At 48.6% G+C, this 20891-nt stretch carries 19 protein-coding genes; 12 read left to right on the forward strand and 7 right to left on the reverse strand.

Annotated elements, in window-relative coordinates:
* Positions 1 to 23: 23 nt before the first annotated feature.
* Entirely contained in the window at positions 24 to 1163 is a 1140-nt protein-coding gene (locus tag ACFODX_RS01305; protein WP_378115274.1) for an endo-1,4-beta-xylanase, read from the reverse strand.
* A gap of 161 nt (positions 1164 to 1324) precedes the next feature.
* Here ACFODX_RS01305 and ACFODX_RS01310 point away from each other — a divergent pair, with 161 nt between their 5' ends.
* On the forward strand, positions 1325 to 3547 hold the full coding sequence (locus tag ACFODX_RS01310) for an alpha-glucuronidase family glycosyl hydrolase (protein ID WP_378115276.1): 2223 nt from the start codon (positions 1325 to 1327) through the stop codon (positions 3545 to 3547).
* Between the two features lie 194 nt (positions 3548 to 3741).
* Positions 3742 to 4947, forward strand: a complete 1206-nt coding sequence (zigA, locus tag ACFODX_RS01315; protein WP_378115278.1) for a zinc metallochaperone GTPase ZigA — start codon at positions 3742 to 3744, stop codon at positions 4945 to 4947.
* Between the two features lie 146 nt (positions 4948 to 5093).
* On the opposite strand, the gene ACFODX_RS01320 is transcribed toward zigA, so the two are convergent.
* Positions 5094 to 6125, reverse strand: coding sequence for a methionine synthase (locus ACFODX_RS01320; RefSeq protein WP_378115280.1), 1032 nt, complete (start codon positions 6123 to 6125; stop codon positions 5094 to 5096).
* A 105-nt stretch (positions 6126 to 6230) separates the two neighbouring features.
* A complete protein-coding gene (locus ACFODX_RS01325) occupies positions 6231 to 7214 on the reverse strand; it encodes a DUF1852 domain-containing protein (RefSeq protein WP_378115282.1) in 984 nt (327 codons plus the stop codon).
* Positions 7215 to 7508: 294 nt separating this feature from the next.
* Between ACFODX_RS01325 and ACFODX_RS01330 the strand changes: the two genes are divergently transcribed.
* The 9 genes from ACFODX_RS01330 to ACFODX_RS01370 all read left to right on the forward strand — a co-directional run bounded on the left by ACFODX_RS01330 (position 7509) and on the right by ACFODX_RS01370 (position 15798).
* The gene (locus tag ACFODX_RS01330; RefSeq protein ID WP_378115284.1) at positions 7509 to 7748 is read left to right on the forward strand and encodes a type II toxin-antitoxin system Phd/YefM family antitoxin; all 240 of its coding nucleotides are present in this window, start codon (positions 7509 to 7511) and stop codon (positions 7746 to 7748) included.
* Positions 7745 to 8173: a type II toxin-antitoxin system VapC family toxin gene (locus ACFODX_RS01335; protein ID WP_378115286.1), complete on the forward strand. Its 429-nt coding sequence runs from the start codon at positions 7745 to 7747 to the stop codon at positions 8171 to 8173. The genes ACFODX_RS01330 and ACFODX_RS01335 overlap by 4 nt, the downstream gene beginning before the upstream one ends.
* Positions 8174 to 8503: 330 nt before the next feature.
* Complete coding sequence (locus ACFODX_RS01340) at positions 8504 to 9325, forward strand: dual OB domain-containing protein (protein ID WP_378115288.1); 822 nt, start codon at positions 8504 to 8506, stop codon at positions 9323 to 9325.
* 7 nt (positions 9326 to 9332) lie between these two features.
* Entirely contained in the window at positions 9333 to 9773 is a 441-nt protein-coding gene (locus tag ACFODX_RS01345) for a DUF488 domain-containing protein (protein WP_378115290.1), read from the forward strand.
* On the forward strand, positions 9773 to 10378 hold the full coding sequence (locus ACFODX_RS01350; protein WP_378115292.1) for a DUF4326 domain-containing protein: 606 nt from the start codon (positions 9773 to 9775) through the stop codon (positions 10376 to 10378). The genes ACFODX_RS01345 and ACFODX_RS01350 overlap by 1 nt, the downstream gene beginning before the upstream one ends.
* Positions 10379 to 10761: 383 nt before the next feature.
* Positions 10762 to 13161 (forward strand): DNA polymerase II, encoded by a 2400-nt coding sequence (locus ACFODX_RS01355; protein WP_378115294.1) that lies wholly within the window; start codon positions 10762 to 10764, stop codon positions 13159 to 13161.
* Between the two features lie 83 nt (positions 13162 to 13244).
* Positions 13245 to 13655 (forward strand): SMI1/KNR4 family protein, encoded by a 411-nt coding sequence (locus ACFODX_RS01360; RefSeq protein ID WP_449244753.1) that lies wholly within the window; start codon positions 13245 to 13247, stop codon positions 13653 to 13655.
* A 152-nt stretch (positions 13656 to 13807) separates the two neighbouring features.
* Positions 13808 to 14638 (forward strand): lytic transglycosylase domain-containing protein, encoded by an 831-nt coding sequence (locus ACFODX_RS01365; RefSeq protein ID WP_378115296.1) that lies wholly within the window; start codon positions 13808 to 13810, stop codon positions 14636 to 14638.
* Between the two features lie 92 nt (positions 14639 to 14730).
* Positions 14731 to 15798 carry a hypothetical protein gene (locus tag ACFODX_RS01370; RefSeq protein WP_378115298.1) on the forward strand — a complete coding sequence of 356 codons (1068 nt, stop codon included), beginning with the start codon at positions 14731 to 14733 and terminating at the stop codon, positions 15796 to 15798.
* Between the two features lie 66 nt (positions 15799 to 15864).
* On the opposite strand, the gene ACFODX_RS01375 is transcribed toward ACFODX_RS01370, so the two are convergent.
* Positions 15865 to 17235 (reverse strand): hypothetical protein, encoded by a 1371-nt coding sequence (locus ACFODX_RS01375; RefSeq protein WP_378115300.1) that lies wholly within the window; start codon positions 17233 to 17235, stop codon positions 15865 to 15867.
* Between ACFODX_RS01375 and ACFODX_RS01380 the strand changes: the two genes are divergently transcribed.
* Complete coding sequence (locus tag ACFODX_RS01380; protein WP_378115302.1) at positions 17234 to 17482, forward strand: hypothetical protein; 249 nt, start codon at positions 17234 to 17236, stop codon at positions 17480 to 17482. The two genes, ACFODX_RS01375 and ACFODX_RS01380, sit on opposite strands and share 2 nt — an antisense overlap.
* 163 nt (positions 17483 to 17645) lie before the next feature.
* Here the strand turns inward: ACFODX_RS01380 and ACFODX_RS01385 are convergent, their stop codons facing one another.
* The 3 genes from ACFODX_RS01385 to ACFODX_RS01395 form a co-directional block, all read right to left on the reverse strand.
* Positions 17646 to 18383 carry a LuxR family transcriptional regulator gene (locus tag ACFODX_RS01385; protein ID WP_378115304.1) on the reverse strand — a complete coding sequence of 246 codons (738 nt, stop codon included), beginning with the start codon at positions 18381 to 18383 and terminating at the stop codon, positions 17646 to 17648.
* Positions 18384 to 18596: 213 nt separating this feature from the next.
* Positions 18597 to 19514, reverse strand: coding sequence for an ornithine carbamoyltransferase (gene argF, locus ACFODX_RS01390; RefSeq protein WP_378115306.1), 918 nt, complete (start codon positions 19512 to 19514; stop codon positions 18597 to 18599).
* A gap of 80 nt (positions 19515 to 19594) precedes the next feature.
* Positions 19595 to 20770 (reverse strand): acetylornithine transaminase, encoded by a 1176-nt coding sequence (locus tag ACFODX_RS01395; protein ID WP_378115308.1) that lies wholly within the window; start codon positions 20768 to 20770, stop codon positions 19595 to 19597.
* Positions 20771 to 20891 lie beyond the last annotated feature (121 nt).

A 20891-nucleotide genomic window follows, 5' to 3' on the forward strand; every position in this document is an offset into this window, starting at 1 on the left:
GATGCGGGATTTTTATTTTGCGCTTAACGTTTTAAATCCAAGAGGCGGAAGTAGGCATCTTTGGGTTGCAATTGACGATCAAACAAGAGTGGGTAGTTGGTGCGGCCGCGAATGGGGAAACCATTAAGCCAACTCGCATCATCGCTTACCCCCCAAAAAGTTACGCGGTCAATTTTATCGCTGTGTTTAATAAATAGTTTGAATAAATCCTCGTAGCGTTTGGCCAGTTTGTCTTGCATTTCCTGCGGTAACCCTTTGATGTAAGGGTCGCGCTCGGGTTTGTATTCAAAACGGGTGGAGACTTCTGCGACCGGTAAATCCCATACCGATGGCAATACATCTATATCCAATTCAGTGAAATGGACACGCAAGCCCAATTTGGCAAATTCGATAATACTTTTTTCAATTTCGTCGATGGGCGGTGTGTCTATGCCCAAATGCCCTTGAATACCTAAACCGTGAATTGGCATACCGCGTTTTTTCATACGTTTAAGCATGTCAACGGTTGCTTCGCGTTTACCGGTGCGCTCAATGTTGTAATCGTTGTACATCAGGTGAGCTTTGGGATCTACCTCGTGTGCCAAGGCAAAGGCGTTGTAAATAAAATCATCGCCCATGATTTTGTACCAATGGCTATCGCGCATTTTATTGTCATCGCCCACCGCTTCATTCACTACATCCCACGCGGGCAGTTTGCCTTTATAGCGGCCTGCAAGTGTGGTGATGTGCTCTTCCATTTTTTTCTGCAGCGCGTCTTTGCTAATGTAGCTGCCATCGGCTTTTTTAAAGACTTCATCGTGAATCTGGCTGTGCCATACCAGGGTGTGACCCACCATGTGTATATTGTACTTGGTGCCAAAGGCCACAAAATTGTCGGCATCAGTCCAGTTCCACTGGCCCTGGGCATCGCGCAATACGCCCCATTTCATACAGTTTTCCGGGGTAATGGAATTAAACTCTTTACTGATCAAGGCATTCAGTTTTTCATCGGAACCTGTGGCTATGTTGGCATTGAGCGCAGCGCCAATTAGAAAATTATCCTTGTAGGCTGTTTTAAGCCCGGTTTGCTCCAATGCTTTGGTCGCTGCAGTGACTCTGGCAGCCTGGCTCAGTGCAAGCCCTGCGCCGGTGAGTGCAAACAATTGCCGACGTGAGATATTCATAGGTAAATCCCCTAAGGTTATTGTTGTGGATAAAACTTTACATTTTCATGGATAAAAATCGGCTTGGTATTCTTGTATACAAGTGATATATTTGTTATGACTATAAGATACGCAGCAATTGCCATTTCAGCAAATAAAGAAACGTTTATAAGGGGTGTCGCGTGAGAAAAGCCTATATCAATAAATATTGGGTACTCTGTTTTTTATTCCCGTTGATCTTTTCCTCTAGCGCGATTGCTGAGGATGGCTATGAAATGTGGCTGCGCTATCAGCCGGTTGCCAATCAACAACAGCTCAAAAGCTACCGCGCGCAAATCAGCCAATTAGTGGTTGAAGGCGATTCTGCCACTATGCAAAAAGCGGCGGCGGAATTGCAGCGCGGCTTGGGTAGCCTGCTTGCCAAACCGCTTGCCTCTGTGATTGGCAGTGCGCCTGCCAGTAACAAACCGGTGAAACATGCGCTGCTTGTGGGAACCCCAAAAAACTCAACCATGATTGCTGCACTGGGAATGGAGCAGGAGTTATCGGCATTGGGTGACGAGGGGTACATCATTGCGAATAAAACCCTGAATAAACGCTTGGTGATAGTGATTGCAGCCAACACCGATATAGGCGCGCTCTACGGCAGTTTTCACTTTTTGCGCCTGTTGCAAACAAACCATTCACTGCAAAACCTGGCGATAAAATCCGCACCAAAATTGCAGCATCGTGTAGTAAATCATTGGGATAATTTAAATCGGGTAGTGGAGCGCGGTTATGCCGGTTTATCGCTCTGGGATTGGGGAACTTTGCCGGATTACAAATCCCCGCGCTATGAAGATTACGCGCGTATCAATGCATCGCTGGGTATTAATGGCACGGTACTCAATAATGTGAACGCCGACCCCCGCGTGTTGAGCGATCAATTTTTAGAAAAAATTGCGGCACTGGCTGATGTGTTTCGCCCTTACGGCATCAAAGTGTATCTGTCGATTAATTACAATTCACCGCGCGCCTTTGGCGATTTGGAAACGGCCGATCCGCTCGATCCCAAGGTGCAGCAGTGGTGGAAGGAGCGCACCAAAAAAGTCTACGACTACATCCCCGATTTTGGCGGCTATTTAGTGAAAGCGAATTCCGAAGGCCAGCCCGGCCCGCAGGATTACAAGCGCGATCACGCCGATGGCGCCAATATGCTGGCCGAAGCCTTAAAGCCCTTTGGTGGCGTTGTATTTTGGCGCGCCTTTGTCTATAGCCCTGACATTGGCGACCGCTTTCGCGGTTCTTACGATGAGTTCAAACACCTGGATGGAAAATTTGCAGACAACGTGATTCTGCAAGTTAAAAATGGCCCCATCGATTTCCAGCCGCGCGAACCCTATTCCGCATTATTTTCCGGCATGGAAAAAACCAACATGATGATGGAGTTCCAGGTCACCCAGGAATATTTTGGTTTTGCTACCCACCTTGCCTACCAAGGCCCATTATTTGAAGAATCCCTGCGCACCGATACCTTTGTAAAAGGCGAGGGTTCGACTATCGGCAATATTCTTGAAGGCAAGGTGTTTAACACCAAACACACGGGCATGGCGGCGGTTATCAACCCGGGTACCGATCGCAACTGGACAGGCCACCCCTTTGTGCAATCCAGTTGGTATGCCTTTGGCCGCATGGCATGGGATCACGAAATCAGCGCGGAGGCTGCTGCAGAAGAATGGTTGCGCATGACTTTTTCCAATGAAGAAAAATTCATCGAACCCATGAAAGCCCTAATGCTAATGTCGCGCGAAGCCGGCGTTAACTATCGCTCGCCACTGGGTTTGACGCACCTCTATTCGCAGGGCGATCACTACGGCCCCGCGCCCTGGACGGAAAATTCCGAGCGCCCGGATTGGACTGCTATTTATTACCATCGCGCTTCCAAAACCGGTTTGGGTTTTGATCGCACCAAAACCGGCTCCAATGCCATCGCCCAGTACCCGGCGCCAGTCGCCCAGTTGTATGGCGACCTGAATGCAGTGCCTGAGGAATTATTACTCTGGTTCCATCACGTCAGTTGGGATCACAAAATGAAATCCGGCCGCACACTCTGGGAGGAATTGGTACACAAATATTACGAAGGGGTAGAGCAGGTGCGCGCTATGCAAACCACTTGGGACGCGCAAAAATCCTATGTGGATGCGGCGCGTTTTGAGCAAGTGAAAGCACTGTTAAAAGTGCAGGAGCGCGATGCGATTATCTGGCGCGATTCCTGTGTGCTCTACTTCCAAACTTATTCCGGCCGGGCGATCCCTGCCGGTTATGAGCAGCCAAAACATAACCTGGACTATTACAAATTCCTGGCGCGCACCCGCTACGTGCCTGAGCCTTGGCACCCCGCCAGTTCGAGCCGTGTGCTGAAATAAAACCGCCCAATCCTATGCTCCCGGCGCTCGCCGGTGAGCATAGCCAGCGCTCCTCTCTCGCCTAAATCGCTCCTTGTATAGCTATCCCCTTTATAAATGATCATTTTGTCAAGCTGCTTGCTGGGCTAGTGGTTTTTACCGATAATGTTATATTATAACGTATCTGTTATGGCAAAAATTACACAGGCGACCCCATGAACCGACTTCCCGTTACCGTCCTCTCCGGCTTTTTAGGTGCCGGTAAAACCACCTTGCTCAATCATATTTTGAACAATCGCGAAAACCGCCGCGTTGCGGTCATCGTGAATGACATGAGCGAAGTGAACATTGATTCATCGCTGATTCAAAATCAGGTGGAATTAAATCGGGCCGAAGAAAAACTGGTGGAGATGAGCAACGGCTGCATCTGCTGCACCCTGCGTGAAGATTTGCTGGTGGAAGTAAACCGTATGGCCAAAGAAGGCCGCTTTGATTATCTGGTGATTGAATCCACCGGCATTTCTGAACCCTTGCCGATTGCAGAGACATTCACGTTTGAAGATGAAGACGGCCAAAGCCTCTCGCAAGTTGCACGCTTGGACACTATGGTGACCGTCGTTGATGCAGTAAATTTTTTAGATGACTATTACGACGCTTTCTCGCTACAAGAAACCGGTGAAAGCCTGGGTGAAGACGACGAGCGCAATGTGGCAGATTTGCTCGTTGATCAAATCGAATTTTGTGATGTGTTGTTAATCAGCAAAACCGATTTAATTTCAAAAGAAAAACTGGCAGAACTCTATGCGATTTTAACCAAGCTCAACCCAGACGCTGAAATTATTCCCGTTGAGCGCGGAAACGTATCGCTCGATAAAGTCCTCAATACCGGAAAATTCAATTTTGAAAAAGCCCAGCAAGCACCGGGCTGGTTAAAAGAAATGCGCGGCGAACATACACCGGAAACCGAAGAATATGGCATCAGTAGTTTTACCTACCATGCACGCCGCCCGTTTCACCCGCAAAAAATTTATGAGTTTTTCTCAAGCCCGGCGGTAAAAGGAAAACTGCTGCGTTCAAAAGGATTTTTCTGGCTTGCATCACGCCCGCAATGGGCCGGCCAGTGGAGTCAGGCGGGCGGCATTGCGCAACACGGCGCAGCCGGAATGTTCTGGAAAGCGATTCCCAAAGAACAATGGCCGAGCGATGAAGAACATGTGAATTACATTATGGATAAATGGGTGGAACCCTTTGGCGATATGCGCCAGGAGTTGGTGTTTATTGGCCAAAATATCGATAAAGAGTTTGTGGTTGAGCAGCTGGATCAATGCTTGCTCACTGAAGATGAAGTATTAAAAGGCCAGGAGTATTGGAAAACATTACCTGATCCGTTTCCTGCATGGACGCAGGGGCACGCGCACTGAGCTTATTGTGGTGACGTGTGATTTGATTGAACACAGGTAAAAAGCATTTTACCCATTGGGCCGATTAATAGTGCGTATAACGTAGGTTGGGCAGCCATGCCCAACATCTTGGAATCAAACAATATTGTTGGGCATGGCTGCCCAACCTACAAACCTGTAAGTTCCTTGCGCACAATTTCCGCGCCTGCGTTTAAGGCTTTCAATTTACCGAGAGCGACTTGGCGGGATAAAGGTGCCATGCCGCAGTTGGTGCAGGGGCAGAGTTTGTCGGCATCTACAAATTGCAATGCTTTGCGTAAAGTAGCAGCGACTTCTTCAGGCGTTTCGATGGTGTTGGTGGCCACGTCAATCGCACCGACCATGACTTTTTTGCCGCGAATCAGTTCCAGTAATTCCATTGGCACGCGTGAGTTATGGCATTCCAGCGAGATAATATCGATGTTGGATTTTTGCAGTTTGGGAAAAATCTCTTCGTATTGCCGCCATTCAGAACCCAGCGTTTTTTTCCATTCGGTATTGGCTTTAATACCGTAGCCATAACAAATATGTACGGCGGTTTCGCATTTAAGCCCTTCGCGTGCTCTTTCTAGTGTGGCAATGCCCCAGTCATTTACCTCATCAAAAAACACATTAAAAGCCGGTTCATCAAACTGGATGATGTCTACACCTGCCGCCTCTAATTCTTTCGCTTCCTGGTTGAGAATTTTGGCGAATTCCCAAGCCAGTTTTTCGCGGCTTTTATAGTGACCATCGTAAAGTGTATCAATCATGGTCATGGGGCCGGGCAGGGCCCATTTAATCGGTTGTGTGGTTTGCGCGCGCAGAAATTTTGCGTCATCAACAAACACCGGCTTCTGACGCGACACCTCGCCCACTACCGTGGGTACACTCGCATCATAGCGATTGCGAATTCTCACCGTTTCGCGCTGCGCAAAATCAACGCCGCTCAGGTGCTCAATAAAGGTAGTCACAAAATGTTGGCGCGATTGCTCACCATCGCCAACAATATCAATCCCCGCCTGTTGTTGTTCCTGCAATGACAAACGCAGCGCGTCTTGTTTACCTTCACGCAATTCATCACCTTGTAATTTCCAGGGCGACCAAAGTGTTTCAGGCTGTGCAAGCCAGGAAGGCTTGGGTAAGCTGCCAGCGGTGGATGTGGGCAATAATGTTTTCATAGTGAATAATCTTTTCTATTTAAGAGTTATCGGGAAGCTCTGAAATATTCACTTCCCGTCATACCCGCGAAAGCGGGTATCCAAAAAAATCAGCCGCTTGGCGAATTAAAACGCGTAGTTGGCAGACCACTGCTCAAGAATGCGCTGGTAGGGTTTGATGAATTGTTTTTCAGCAAATTTTCCCTGCTCAATCGCCAACCGGCTGCGTTCCTCGCGGTCATACACTACTTTGGTTAATGAATAATCCTGATTCTTTAAATTGGGTTTGTAATAGGCTCCCGCTACCGCATTGGCGTTATAAATTTCAGGGCGATAAATTTTTTGGAAAGTTTCCATAGTGCTAATGGTGCTGATCAACTCAAGGTTGGTGTAATCCACCAGCAAATCCCCAAAGAAATAAAACGCAAAAGGCGCGACGCTATTGGGCGGCATAAAATAGCGCACCGCCAAGCCCATCTTTTTAAAATACTGTTCAGTCAATGAGGATTCATTGGGCTGGTATTCAACGCCCAGTACCGGGTGCTGGTTTTCAGTGCGTTTGTAGGTTTTGTTATCGGAAACACTCAGGCAGATCACCGGCGGTTTATTAAAATGCGTTTTGTACGTTGTAGAGTTCACAAAGTGTTTGAATAACTTGCCGTGTAAATCGCCAAAATTATCGGGAATACTGAATGTGGTTTGGTTTTTGTTGTGCTCTAACAGCAGCACACTAAAGTCATAATCGCGCACATAAGAGGAAAAGTTATTTCCCACAATGCCTTCAATACGCCGGTTGTTGTAGTGATCCAGAATAGTGGTTTTTAAAATTTCAATCGCAGGGAAAGCGTCGCCTTTTCCGGTGCGCTCAAGGTCCATTTCCACTGAAATAATTTCCAACTCCAGCGAATAGCGATCCCCCTTGGGGTTATCCCAATGCGCCAAGGCATTAAAGCGGTTATCAATCATCGTCAGCGCATTGCGTAAATTCTCTTGCCGGCTGGCACCCCTCGCCAAATTGGCAAAGTTAGTCGTGGCCCGCGTATTGTCCGCCGGATGATAGTTCTCATCGAAACCAATGCTTTTGATGCTAAAAGTAAAATCGTTGTTCATGGCGATGTCGCAACCTGATTAAGAGGCAAGGGTGATTTTGGCTCTGGTTAAGTACAGGTTGTCTTTATACTGGAATGGCTGCATGAACAAAAACGATAATAATTCATGAAAAGGTGAATATTATTCATGTTGGTGGTGGGGGTGGGCCTTTGAGGCGTATGTCGTCATATCTGGATACTGGTATGCATACCCGGTGCCCCTTAATGCTTTTAACCGACCATACATCTGGTCTAATGTCTTGATCTTCGCCTGTAGACCACTATACTGGTCTACAGGTCAACTGAGGGTGTGCCCATGTTAGAAGAAATCGGCTCCTACGAAGCCAAAACCAAGCTTCCTGAAATCCTTCGCCGTGTAGAGGCGGGCGAAGCATTCACTATTACAAACCGTGGCAAACCTATTGCTGATGTTATACCGAGTCGCGCGAGCGATAGGCTCAAAACAGAAGCTGCTATAGCCACCATATTGAAAGCAAAAAAACACAAAATTAGCGATGTAGTATTAACTGAGCTCAAGGAATCGGGGCGTAAATGACAGCATTTGTTTTGGATAACTCAGTGGCGATGCGCTGGCATCTGGAAAGTGAAAAGCACGCAGATCAAGAATATGCAGAAGCGGTATTGCTCAGTCTTGCAGATGCTGATGCTTTTGTGCCTAACCTGTGGCATTTGGAAGCTACCAATGTGTTGTTGGGAGCTGAAAACCGTGGCGACACCACGCTAGGCGAAATCGAGCGTTTTATTGCCCAGTTAGAAAACCTTCCACTGCATATTGATCCACTCACTGCGCGCCAATCTTTTACAAGAACCATGTCTTTAGCGCGCGCCTACAAACTCAGTAGTTATGACGCCGCTTATCTTGAGCTTGCAATCCGTGAGGGCTTACCTTTGGCAACGCTCGACAAAGATCTTATTAAAGCTGCCAGGAAAGCGGATATTGAGATTTATTTAAAATCCTAGGTGGATTTGCTGCGAGCGTCAGCGCATTGCCTTTGTAATAAGGTGTAATGGGTTTTTGTTGATTGGCATGGTAGATAAACGCTTGTTATATCTATCTCAAAAGTTTAAAAACACGTAATCCATGCTTGCGAGCTGCAACGAATTTAAAGTAAAGGGGTGCCGATAGGTTGCGGCAGGTAGCGTAGATTGAGTTTATGAATTACAACAGATTGAAGGTCGTCAATGTGCCCAAAACAGTTATTGAATCTATATCAATATAAATTCGATTAAACCCGTCTATCATTTTTAAATAAGAAAGTTTCAATATATTGAAGAATCACGGATTTTTACTTGGAAATCGAGATCATGCCTAGTCCCATTAAACTCTCAGAGATTTACGCCGCTATCAAAGATGAAATCGTAATTGACGGATGTAGCGACTATAAATTAATTGAAAAACTTGTTCTTGGTAAGTTTAATTTCAAATTAGTTAGCGAGCAGGTGTGGAGTTTATTGAATCACCATAAGAAACAAATGGTAAAGATAGATACAGTTGATGCTGATATGGTTGAAATAGTTATACTGGCAAACTCCGTAAAGCATGGACAGCATTGTGTGGCCGGTAAGTGTATGAGCACTGGCAGATGGATTAGGCCCGTATCTAATCCACAAGGTGCCGAGTTAAGTCATGAGCAAGCAAAATATCGAAATCCTTACGGCACTTATGGTGTAAAACCACTTCAAAAGATCCAAATGGGATTTTCCCGGCATGTTCCGCTTCCACATCAGCCGGAAAATTATCTGATAGATGGAAATTTATGGCATCAAAACTTTTCTATAGGGTTAGGAGAGCTACCTCAATATCTTGACGAGCCTGTTGATATATGGGGACCAGATAATAGGGTGCAACATGCTCTTATCACTTCTGGCATTTATAGTGTTTCCCAATCACTTTACCTCATTCAAGTAGAAAGGCTTAGGCTCTATAATAAAGATGGTGGTAAACGGAGAGCATCTTTTTCGTATAACAGTATCGCTTATGATCTGGCAGTGACCGACCCAAAATTTGACGAAATAGTAAAAGATAATCGCGAATTTAATCACATTCTTTGTGTAAGTCTTGGTGAAGAATACAACGGGTATTGTTACAAACTTGTAGCTACAATTTTCTGAGGCTTTCATGGATATTTACACTATCGGTTTCACACAAAAAAATGCTGAAAATTTTTTTAAATTTTTGAAAACCTCTGGCGTTAAAAGGCTTATTGATGTTCGCCTAAATAATATATCTCAATTGGCAGGTTTTGCAAAAAAGGATGATCTAAAGTTCTTTTTGAAAGAGCTTTGTGCTGCGGAATATATTCATATGCCAGAATTTGCACCAACTAAAGATATTTTAGATTCGTATAAGAAAGGAGAGATTTCTTGGTATATTTATGAGGAAAAATTTATGAATCTTATGGCTCAAAGAAATGTTGAAAAATCAATTGTGCCAGAATTGCTAGATCATGGTTGTTTGCTGTGTAGTGAGCATGAACCACATTTTTGCCATAGAAGATTAGTTGTCGAGTATCTTAATGAGCATTCAAATCTAAATCTCAAAGTGAAGCATTTATACTGATGGCTGATGTTCTGATTGTTTATCCAAAGGTTTTTAACTGCTACTCGAAGTTTTCCAGAAAAGTAAGGAAAATAATTTCGAGCTTGGGAGATGTGTCTCTAATATATTCACATGATCATAATGAATTCATTCGACGATTTTGTGATGAGAAGCCTAGCGAATTGCAAGGAAAACAACTGATTAATTGGAGCGTTGATGATATAACTCATGCAATTATATTTGATGATGGGGAAGAGTTTCCAGAAGAAACTAATAGCTTGCGATCTAGCGGATTACCCCTGAGGGTCGTTTATATTCCTATAACGCGGGTCGTAAATATAAAAATAGATACTGAATACCAGAAAGATAAGAGTACGCATAGTTATGAGTATATTGGTCGTGGATCTTACTGGGGAAATCCTTATTCCATGTATGAAGAAGGTGATGATCGGGAAGAGGTTATTCGAAAGTTTAAATATGACTTTGATTATGAAAAGTTTCCAAATAAAGAAAAGTCGGAAGTGTATAAGTTGGCGGGAAAACGATTGGGATGCTTTTGTAAACCGAAAGCGTGTCATGGTGATATTCTTGCAGATTTTTTGAATTCTTGGGATGATGGAAACTAAGTAATTAATACATGATTATTAATGGCCCATGTTTGATTAATGCGTAAATGATGGCATTAGGTAGTTATAGAATTTTCGTAAGTTTTTTGTTTTTAGAAAACAGTCGCAGATTCGCTTAAAAAATTAACCTTAATAAAAAATACATTTCGTCTAAAAACATGCGGGTCTATTTAATAAATACATCCCCCGTATTCCGTTAGCCTCCATACAGGCTACAAGTCTAATTTCTGTCTTTGTCTTCAATTAATTTTTCCGCATGAAAATCCATATTGGGCATCGCTGCGCTCACTGCCTACCTGCCGGGCAGGGAATTAATCTTGATTGCATCATTGTCCTCTTCTGCGGGATAATACTGTTTACTTAACCAGCTTGCATGACAGCCTATGACCAACGCCTTTTTATTGACCCGCCAATGGCGCGATACCCGCGAGGGTGTGGTGTTGGATTTGTGGTGGGCGACGGAGCAGGGGAGTTGTTGGACGCAAATTACCGGGCAAGAGGTAGTGTTTTTTGTTGAGCGCAAATATGCACCGGAATTGCCTGCGCTTTTTTCCCGCTTGCGCGCCTGGCGTATGGCGGAGGTGGAATTAAAAAACTTTCATAATCAGCCGATTGTTGCCCTCTATTTCAAACAGCACCGCAGTGCACGCGATGCGCAGGATCTATTGCGTCAGCAGCAAATTGTATTTTGGGAGAGTGATATTCGCCCGCCTGAGCGCTATTTGATGGAGCGTTTTATTACCGCAGCGGCGCAGCTGGATATACGAGATATTACCCAACAACCGCTGCGCAACCCGCGTTTGGCACCCGTTGAGGATGTGTTGTGGCGACCACAATTGCGACTGTTGTCGCTGGATATAGAAACCTCGATGGATGCGCAGCAGCTTTATTCCATTGCTATTTGGTGTGATGCGGCAAAAACCGTGTTTATGATCGGTGATGGCGAATTTACCGCGACACCAGAAAGTAAGCACAGCGTTATTTTTTGTCGCGACGATAAAGAATGCTTACAACAATTTTTTGCGGCAGTTGCGGCGCTTGATCCTGATATTTTAATTGGTTGGAATTTGGTGCAGTTCGATTTACTGGTGCTGGAAAATATTTGCCAGAAATTAGCCTTGACACTGAATTTAGGTCGCGCCCATCAAGCCATTCATTGGCGCCATGAGGATGCCAGTGAAGGCGGGCGCAGTTATGTGGTAATTCCCGGGCGAGTCGCTCTGGATGGTATCGAATTATTAAAAGCCGCTAATTACCGCTATGAAAGTTATTCGCTGCAAAATATCGCCGAGACGTTGTTGGGTGAAAGCAAATTAATTACCGGCAGCCAGCGCGGCGATGATATTACCCAATTATTTAACACCGATAAGCTTGCGCTCGCGCACTACAACCTGCGCGACTGCGAATTGGTGTGGGATATATTTCAGCAGCAGGAGCTGCTGGCGTTTGCGATGGAGCGCAGCCAATTAACCGGTTTGTTGTTGGATCGCATTGGCGGTTCGGTAGCGGCGTTTGAGTATTTGTATTTGCCGCGTTTGCATAGGCGCGGTTATGTGGCGCCTAATTTGGGTGAGCTGGAGTCTGATGTTATCAGCCCCGGTGGCTATGTGATGAACTCGCGCCCCGGCATTTACAACAATGTATTGGTGCTGGATTTTAAAAGCCTGTACCCGAGTATTATGCGCAGTTTTTTAATTGACCCCTGTGCATTTTGGTTGGCGCAGCATGACCGTATGAGCGACGAACAAATTGTGCCGGGTTTTAATGGCGCTTTTTTTGCGCGCGAAGGGCACATATTGCCGCAAGTGATTGAGCAGCTTTCCTCGGCGCGCGACCGCGCCAAACAACATAAAAATGCGCCGCTCTCTCATGCCATCAAAATTATTATGAATTCATTTTACGGTGTGCTGGGTTCTACCGGCTGCCGGTTTTTTGATCCGCGCGTGTGTAGCTCCATCACCCTGCGCGGCCATGAAATTATCCAGCGCAGCCGCGAGTGGATTGAGCAGCAGGGCTATGCAGTTATTTATGGCGATACTGACTCCTTATTTGTGTGGTTGGAAAATAATTGTGTGGGGCACCAACCCAAAAATGCCGCCCAGTGTGATGCCATTGGTAAGCGCCTCGCCAAAGAATTAAACCACTGGTGGGCGCAAACCCTGCAGCGGGAATTCAATATAAAAAGCGCACTGGAAATTCAATTTGAAACCCACTACCTGCGCTTTTTAATGCCGACTATTCGCGGCTCGGAATTGGGCACTAAAAAACGTTACGCCGGTTTAGTTGAGGTGAATGGCGTGCGCGAGATGGTGTTTAAAGGTTTGGAAAATGTACGCACCGATTGGACGCAACTCGCCAAGGATTTTCAGGCTGAGCTGTATCGCAAAATTTTTAACGGTGAGGATTATCTGGATTTTGTGCGCATCACTAACGATGAGGTCATCGCCGGCAAACGCGACTTGCAATTAATTTATCGCAAACGCTTGCGCCGCCATTTGCACGAATATCAAAAAAATGTACCGCCCCATGTGCAGGCAGCGCGCAAGTTTGCGCTGCTTAGCGGCGAGACTCTGCGCCGTGGCGATTGGATTAGTTATCTCATAACTACCAATGGCCCCGAGCCGGTGGGTAGTTATGAAGTGGATTTGGCATTGCTGCAAAGCCCGATTGATTATCAGCACTACATCGACAAACAGCTCAGCCCGGTGGCTGACAGTATTTTGCATTTTTTGGACGAATCCCTGACCCAGTTGGTGGATCAACAGTTGTCCCTATTTGGTTAACACCGCTTCTGGCCTGTGCCTGCTTGTTCCCCCTCCACCTTCGGGCTATAGTCCTTTTCCCTTTTTAGTGTTCAGGTAAACCCATGTCCGATATCGATGAAGTTCTTGATTTGCTGCGCGAGTACAACGAGCCCGTGCCTGTGCCTCTGGAATTGCCCGATGAAGACCGGCTGGTCGAAATAGAAGAGGAACTCCTCCTCCCAATCCCGCGGGAAATGCGCCAGTTTTTGCTGGAGGCCAGCGATGTGGTTTATGGCTCTATCGAGCCGGTCACCGCAGCCGACCCTCACTCCCACACTTATTTACCAGAGGTGACGGCGGTGGCCTGGGAGCAGGGCGTACCGCGTTATTTAATACCGCTGTGTGAAGTGAACGGCAGTTACTACTGTGTAGAGCCGGACGGCGAAGTTGTATTTTGGCGCGATGGCGACCTGACCGATGAGACCTGGCCTTCGGTGTGGCACTGGGTGCGCGATGTGTGGCTTGAGTCATAGTGTGCAACGGGCAATAAGTCACGGAAATGGATTTTGATGCCACGCTGCGCTAGTTCACTGGGCTACACTTAGCCTTACCCCTGAGCGGGCAAGGCGATCTTGATCAGCTTAGTCCGGCAACTGGTTTTGTCTCCATCAGAAGAGTTTTGGCAGTGCGTAAGTATCTTTTTGTCATGGGTGTGCTGTTACCGGGTTTACCCGGCGGCATGCTTATGGCTGAAGTGGCGCCGCCAGAGTTTTCGGCAGCGGTAGGTGCAGCACTGGCGCAGCCTGCGGCCGCCAGCCTCTCACAGCAATCCTCCAGCTTGATTGATGTGGAAGCCCATGTGCGACAAATCGCCGAGCGCACGGCGGCTGAGGAAAAAGCGCGGCTGGAGCAGGAGCGGCTGGCGCGCGAGGCACTGGAGCAAGCCAGCAAACCCAAGCAGCTAACCTTTTTTAAATACCGCAAAGATGGTGCAGTCGCCTATTCAGACAGGCAACCACGCAAAACCGATTATCAGGTTATCGTTTACAACTCCTGTTATGCCTGTAACCCCTTATCGACCGTGGACTGGCGTGTCACACGCCTGTACTTGTCGCAATTTACTTACTCGATTACGCAAGCTGCCGCGCGCCACGGGGTAGATCCATCCCTGGTGCGCGCAGTGATTCACGCCGAGTCCAACTTCAACCCCCTGGCCCGTTCGCGCAAAGGCGCAATGGGGTTGATGCAACTCATGCCCGGCACCGCCAAAGACATGGGCGTGAACAATGCGTTTGATGCCGCACAAAATATCGAGGGCGGGGTGAAATACTTGGCGTGGCTGCTCAAACGTTTTGACGGCGATGTCACCCGCGCTACCGCGGCCTACAACGCCGGTTTTGGCAACGTGGAAAAATACGGTGGCGTACCGCCGTTTGATGAAACCAAAACCTATGTCTTCCGGGTGAATATCCTGCACCAGCGCTACAAAAACCAGTTGGCCTTAGCAAGCAACTAGTCGCTTATAACTACATAGTCTAAATTTTCCGCTCAAAAAATGCGCGTTTTTGCCGCTATAGGATTGTGTCCCTCAATCCGGCAGGCAGCCCTATGATTATTTCCAATGCGCAAATCCAAATGGCATCCCGACAGGAATACCGTGAAGAACTCCGGGTCAATGAACGCCTTGAATTTTGGCGGGGCAGCGATACCCCGGCGCCCAATACCGCGCCAGCCGCCGCGCCGCAAGAAGTCGCGGTGCGGGTGGATTTATCCTCAGCCGGTTCGGTGTTGGCCATGCATCGCGAGCGACAGCTGCTGGATTTATCGCCACAACTGGATTCGCGTTCGCGGTTGAATTTGATGATTCTGGAGGCGATGTACAAAGCCATTACCGGTGAGGAGATGCAAGTAAGCACACCTGCTGATCTGCAGGCTGCAGTTGGTAGCGCCGGGGGCCAAACCCTGGCGGTGGATGCCCGCCCGCCGCCGCAAGTGGCCGCGCGCGCTGCCGGGCCGGGGTTGGTGTACCAGCGTCAGGAGCGCTATCTGGAGCAGGAAAAAATGAGTTTTGCCGCGGTTGGTGTAGTGCGCACCGCCGATGGCCGCGAAATCGAGTTTAGTGTAGCCCTGTCCATGAGCCGCGAGTTTGTGCAGGAGTCCAATCTGGAGCTGCGCCTTGGTGCGGCCAAAATCGACCCGCTGGTCATTAACTTTGACGGTTTGGGTGTTGGCCTGACCCAAACCCGCTTTGCGTTTGATTTGGATAATGACGGCAGTGCCGAGCAAATCGCCAGTTTGCGCCCCGGCAGTGGCTACCTCGCGCTGGATCGCAACGGCGACGGCCAAATCAATAACGGCAGTGAATTATTTGGCCCCAGCAGCGGGCGCGGTTTTGCGGAACTTGCGGTTTACGATGAAGATGGCAACCAGTTTATCGATGAGGGCGACAGCATCTACCACCAGCTGCGCATCTGGATGACCAATGAAGACGGCTCAACCCAATTGGCGGCACTGGGTGATAAAAATATCGGTGCGATTTTTCTTGGCCATGTGTCATCACCCTTTCAATTGAAAGCGGCGGACAATCAATCCTTGGGTGAAGTGGCCAACTCCAGCGTCTATCTCACCGAGGATGGCAGGGCCGGGGTGATACAGGAAATCAATTTGACGGTGTGAGGTTTGCCCCGGAAAAAAGCGCCGCAGCGGCTCGGAAAGCGCTGCGGCGCAAGGGGTGAAAAACCTTTAGTTTTGGTTTGGTAAGGGCGCCGGAGTAGTGCCGGCCGGGAAATAACGGGCGTAAATTTCCGAGCCGGTCGAGCCAAAGGAATTGATGTTGTACCAAACCACCACACGGTCGCCCGCACTATTGCCAGCCACAATGGGTTCAACGGCGGTGCCTACAAAGTTCTCCAGCAATTGCCCGTTTGCCCAGCTGCCGCTGCTGCCACTGATGTTGGCGAACCAGCTGTCTTTGGTGGTGTTGTCGTTGGATTCCTGTGACCACACCAGTAAGCCATTGGCTGCACTATCGATAGCGATTTCAGGAACGCTCTGCACAAAATCCGCATTGCCCGGTTTGATTATTGACTGGTTGCCCCAGGTGCCATTGGCGGCGCGAGTATTGGCCATAATTGCCTGATTTTTCCGGCCCCAGGTGACGTGGGCGACACCATTGCCATTGCTGGCGGCACGGGGTGCACTCACCAGATCGCTACCGCTGTCCTCACCCACCACGGCAATATCATTTGCCCAGCCGTTGTTGTAGCTCTTGGCCAGGATGCGGCTGGTGAAGTTGCCACCGCCCAGCGAATTCCACTGGCCCCACACCAGCAGGGCTTTGCCTGCGCCATCGTTAATCAAGAGCGGGTGGTTGAGCGACATATCGCCACCGGTATCGGCGATCAGGATTTCATCGCCAGCCCAACCGCTGGCCGCGGTGTAGCTATTGGCGGCGATATTGACGCGGTTGTTGCCGCTGTTTAACCACACCACCAGCGCTTTGCCATCGCCCAGCCAGGCGAGGCTTGGTGATCCATCCTGGCCGCCAATCACTTCGTTGTCCTCCAACAGCACCGGTTGCGACCAGCCCGCTGCCGCCGTGTAATGGCTGGACCAGATGCTAAAGCGCCCTAAATTAACCGGCGACTGCGCCCATACCGCCAGCGCATTGCCGTTGCTGTCGATGATAGTTTTGGCGAAAAAGCCCATCGCCCCTTCGGAGTTTTCGATGCGCTCTGCATTCGCCCAGCCGGTTGCGGGTGCATAGCGACGCACCCATAAATCGTAGGCGCCGGCAGAGGTGAGTTGAGTCCAGGTTGCCACCGCGCGACCGGAGCTTGGATCTACGTAGATCTCCGCTTTATCGACAGACCCGCCATCGGTTTCCAATAGTTGCGCCGTGCCCCAGCCGGAGCCTTTGACATAGCGATTGGCAATTAAATTATCGCCACCACTGGCGCCTTCAATAATGCCCTTCCAGATCGCCCAGGCATTGCCTTGATCGTCTATGGCTACCCGTGCACTGGCTGCGCCGGTCGGCGAGATTCTGATGGCGTTTGAGTCAATAACAGGGCTGGCTGAGCTGCTTGCCCGCGATGAAACACTGGACGGCATGCTGCTTGCGGACGACCTATTTAATGAGGATGTGCTTAAGGATGAAACACTCAGCGAAGAAGCACTTAATGATGAAACAGTTAATGACGAAATAGCCGAGGAAACACTGCTGCCAGCACTGGATGCCGGGCTGGGATTATTATTACCACCGCTACCTCCACCGCCCCCACAGGCAACCAACACACTGCAGGTTGCTGCAGCAATCGTTGGCGTTAAAAAATGTTTGAATGAAATTAATGTGTGGTGAAAAAAATTCTGCGATAAAAAAGAATAGTCGTATTTATTCATGATCAAGTCCGCAAATAAATTGGCTGAATTCAATGGTGCTAAACAGCGAACACATGAGTGTGTTGTTCACTTATTAGAAATCATTGCGGCTTGTGCGGTTAGCTGTAAAAACTGACAGGCTATTAAAATGGATTGGGATTAATAATGCCTTGCAATACCGCTTTGGCAACGGCGTGTTGGCGATTATTAACGTCGAGTTTTGACATGGAATTGGTTAAATGAAAATTAATAGTGCGCTCGGAAGTATTTAGTAGCTGCGAAATTTCCCAGGACGTTTTTCCATCGGCAGTCCAGCGTAAACATTCTTTTTCACGTGCGGTAAGCAATAGTTTTTTGTCAGGGACATCCAGACTCAATACGCGCTGTACTGTTTCATGCAGGTAAGCCGCAAATAAGTGGATGTAGGGCGAGGCTTGCTGGATCAATTCCAATTGCATCTTTTTTTGTTCATTTAACGTCATGCTGAAAATGCCAAATTCACCGGTAGGGCCATGCACTGGCATGCTAATGCCACCTTTTAAACCAAACTCCGTGGCTTCATTCATAATGCGTTCGCCCATCTCGGTGCTTACCGGCCCAAGGTCTTGCCACTGAATGGGAATTAAATGTTTTTTGCAATGCACTATGACCGGGTCATCCAGGTAGTAGGCATTTTCAAAATAATGCGTTAGCCAGGAATCCGGATAACCTTTAATGGTAATAATGCGCGCTTCGGCAAAACTGGTGGGTACACGCAAGGCGTAAATAAAATTATCAAAACCCATTTTGGCGCAGTGGGTAACGCAAAGGCGGGTGATATCGTCGGTAGTTTCTGCTTGCGCAAACTGGAATACCAATTCATTAAAATCGCTGAGTTTCATTGCCGCATTTTCCCTGAGTCTACTGCCGAAAATCTAACACTAAGTGTTCAGTATTTATTGCTCTGGCGTGGTTAGCGTCAATCAAAAAACTGTAGCGAAATGTAATCGCGTGAGGGCTGTGCCATGAAGTTGGTCGCCATAAAAAAACCACCTGTAATTTCTTACAGGTGGTTTTGGGAGTGATATTCAGGGCGATTGTTACCCCGGCAACAATTACTGATTAAATAAAAATTCCATCAGTGCATTTTGTGCGTGCATACGGTTTTCAGCTTCTTCCCAGACGACTGAATCAGGTGCATCCAGAATATCGGCGCTGACTTCTTTGCCGCGATAAGCGGGCAGGCAGTGCATAAATAACGCATCGCGTTGGGCGAGGCTCATCAGCTCTTTATTGACTTGATAACCGCTGAAAATTTTCTCGCGCTGTTTCTTTTCATCTTCCTGGCCCATAGAGGCCCAGGTGTCAGTTACTACCAAGTCGGCACCGGTGACCGCGGCGCGCGGGTCGTTGCTGAGGTTGACGCGATGTTGGTAGGGGGTGACAAATTCGTCTTCCGGTTCAAACCCTTTGGGGGTGGCTATGCGCAGTTCAAAGTCGCACAGCTCGGCAGCCTGGATGTAGCTGTTACACATGTTGTTGCCATCGCCAACCCAGGCTACGGTTTTACCGGCGAGTGAACCGCGCTGTTCAACATAGGTTTGAATATCGGCCAGCAATTGGCAGGGGTGATATTCATCGGTCAGGCCGTTGATGACCGGTACACGCGAATATTCGGCAAAACGCTGCACGGTGCTATGAGCATAGGTGCGGATCATCACCATATCTACCATGCTGGCGATGCAGCGGGCGGCATCTTCAATGGGTTCGCCGCGACCTAGTTGGGAATCCTTGGTGGACAGGAAAATTGCATGACCGCCGAGTTTGGCCATACCGGATTCAAAGGAAACGCGGGTGCGGGTGGAGTTTTTCTCAAAAATCATCGCCAGCACTTTGTTGTTAAATGGCTCAGGGGCAGTGCCCTGGCGCAACATGGCTTTGAGTTCGATGGCTCGCGCGATAATCTGTTGCAGTTCGGCGCGGTTAATGTCGTTGAGAGTCAGGAAATGTCTCGGTGCCTTTGGGGGAACCATAATCGATGCTCTTTCATTTATAGCGCGCGCTTTATTGCGCGCGCCCACTTAAAACGCAGTACTAATCGGGGGTGAACTCATTAACCAATTGGGGTAAACCCGGTCACTAGCTTTACCACTTTGCTGACCAGCTCGTCGGCTTCTGCATCGCTCAGGATGAAGGTGGGTAGCAGACGGATGGTGTTCATCGCCGTTACGTTGATCAATATTCCCAGCTCGCGGCCCTTTTGCACCAGCTCGGCACAGGGGGCATTGAGTTCAATACCAATCATCAAACCCTTGCCGCGAATATCCGCTACCTTGGGGTTGTTAGCCAAAGCGGCTTTGAAACCGTTAAGCATTCTTTCGCCCAGTTCGCTCACGCGTGGCATTAAATTATCGGTCAGCAGGGTTTCAATCACTGCAATGCCCGCGCTACAGGCCAGCGGGTTGCCGCCGAAGGTAGTGCCGTGGTTACCGGCTTGCAGTACTTCTGCCGCTTTGCCGCGCGCCAAGCAGGCACCAATAGGCATACCGTTGCCCAGGCCTTTGGCGGTAGTGACTACATCCGGCAGTATGCCGTTGTGTTGGTAGGCGAAGTAGGTTCCGGTACGGCCATTGCCGGTTTGGATTTCGTCGGTCATGAGCAGCAGCTCATGTTCATCACACAGGTTGCGCAGTTGGTTTAAATAGTCTGCCGCAGGCACCCGTACACCGCCTTCGCCTTGTACGGGTTCAACCAGAATCGCGACTATATTGCTGTATTCGGCGATGGCGGCTTTCACTGCCGCCACATCGTTGTATGGCACACGGATAAAACCTTCCACCAGTGGTTCAAAACCGATTTGCACTTTGACGTTGCCGGTCGCGCTCAGGGTAGCCATAGTCCGGCCGTGGAAACTGTTGGCCATGACGATGACGGCGGGATTTTTCACGCCTTTTTCGTTGCCATATTTCCGCGCAATTTTAATGGCGGCTTCATTGGCCTCGGCACCGGAATTGGAGAAAAACACCTTATCCATGCCCGATACCTGAATCAGCAAATCCCCCAAGCGCTGTTGCTGGGGAATGTTGTAGAGGTTGGATACATGCAACAAAGTCGCCGCTTGTTCAGCGATAGCTTTGGTCAGGGCAGGGTGCGAGTGACCCAGACCGCACACGGCGATACCGGCAATCGCGTCGATGTAGGAGTTGCCCTGGTCGTCCCACACGCGGCTGCCCGCGCCCTTGGTCAGGGTCAGGGTTCTGGTGCCGTAAGTGTTCATTAAACTGGACATGATGGTCTCCAAAAAACAAAGCCGGGGCTGGTAAGAAAATCAGTTCCCAATAACCGGAAAAACGGAAGCTGCACAGCCAATCGGATACGGGCTGGCGGGCAATTGATTAAGGGGATTTTTC

It is taken from the genome of Cellvibrio fontiphilus (assembly GCF_042646205.1).
Taxonomy (GTDB): Bacteria; Pseudomonadota; Gammaproteobacteria; order Pseudomonadales; family Cellvibrionaceae; genus Cellvibrio; species Cellvibrio fontiphilus_A.

What these genes read in the sequence shown, in the direction of transcription:
- ACFODX_RS01360 (WP_449244753.1), top strand. Translation starts at nt 13,245, where the DNA reads ATGTCCGATATCGATGAAGTTCTTGATTTGCTGCGCGAGTACAACGAG.
- ACFODX_RS01370 (WP_378115298.1), top strand. Translation starts at nt 14,731, where the DNA reads ATGATTATTTCCAATGCGCAAATCCAAATGGCATCCCGACAGGAATAC.
- argF (WP_378115306.1), bottom strand. Translation starts at nt 19,514, where the DNA reads ATGGTTCCCCCAAAGGCACCGAGACATTTCCTGACTCTCAACGACATT.
- ACFODX_RS01330 (WP_378115284.1), top strand. Translation starts at nt 7,509, where the DNA reads ATGTTAGAAGAAATCGGCTCCTACGAAGCCAAAACCAAGCTTCCTGAA.
- ACFODX_RS01355 (WP_378115294.1), top strand. Translation starts at nt 10,762, where the DNA reads ATGACCAACGCCTTTTTATTGACCCGCCAATGGCGCGATACCCGCGAG.
- ACFODX_RS01305 (WP_378115274.1), bottom strand. Translation starts at nt 1,163, where the DNA reads ATGAATATCTCACGTCGGCAATTGTTTGCACTCACCGGCGCAGGGCTT.
- ACFODX_RS01320 (WP_378115280.1), bottom strand. Translation starts at nt 6,125, where the DNA reads ATGAAAACATTATTGCCCACATCCACCGCTGGCAGCTTACCCAAGCCT.
- ACFODX_RS01335 (WP_378115286.1), top strand. Translation starts at nt 7,745, where the DNA reads ATGACAGCATTTGTTTTGGATAACTCAGTGGCGATGCGCTGGCATCTG.
- ACFODX_RS01375 (WP_378115300.1), bottom strand. Translation starts at nt 17,235, where the DNA reads ATGCCGTCCAGTGTTTCATCGCGGGCAAGCAGCTCAGCCAGCCCTGTT.
- ACFODX_RS01385 (WP_378115304.1), bottom strand. Translation starts at nt 18,383, where the DNA reads ATGAAACTCAGCGATTTTAATGAATTGGTATTCCAGTTTGCGCAAGCA.
- ACFODX_RS01380 (WP_378115302.1), top strand. Translation starts at nt 17,234, where the DNA reads ATGCTGCTTGCGGACGACCTATTTAATGAGGATGTGCTTAAGGATGAA.
- ACFODX_RS01350 (WP_378115292.1), top strand. Translation starts at nt 9,773, where the DNA reads ATGGCTGATGTTCTGATTGTTTATCCAAAGGTTTTTAACTGCTACTCG.
- ACFODX_RS01395 (WP_378115308.1), bottom strand. Translation starts at nt 20,770, where the DNA reads ATGTCCAGTTTAATGAACACTTACGGCACCAGAACCCTGACCCTGACC.
- ACFODX_RS01325 (WP_378115282.1), bottom strand. Translation starts at nt 7,214, where the DNA reads ATGAACAACGATTTTACTTTTAGCATCAAAAGCATTGGTTTCGATGAG.
- ACFODX_RS01345 (WP_378115290.1), top strand. Translation starts at nt 9,333, where the DNA reads ATGGATATTTACACTATCGGTTTCACACAAAAAAATGCTGAAAATTTT.
- zigA (WP_378115278.1), top strand. Translation starts at nt 3,742, where the DNA reads ATGAACCGACTTCCCGTTACCGTCCTCTCCGGCTTTTTAGGTGCCGGT.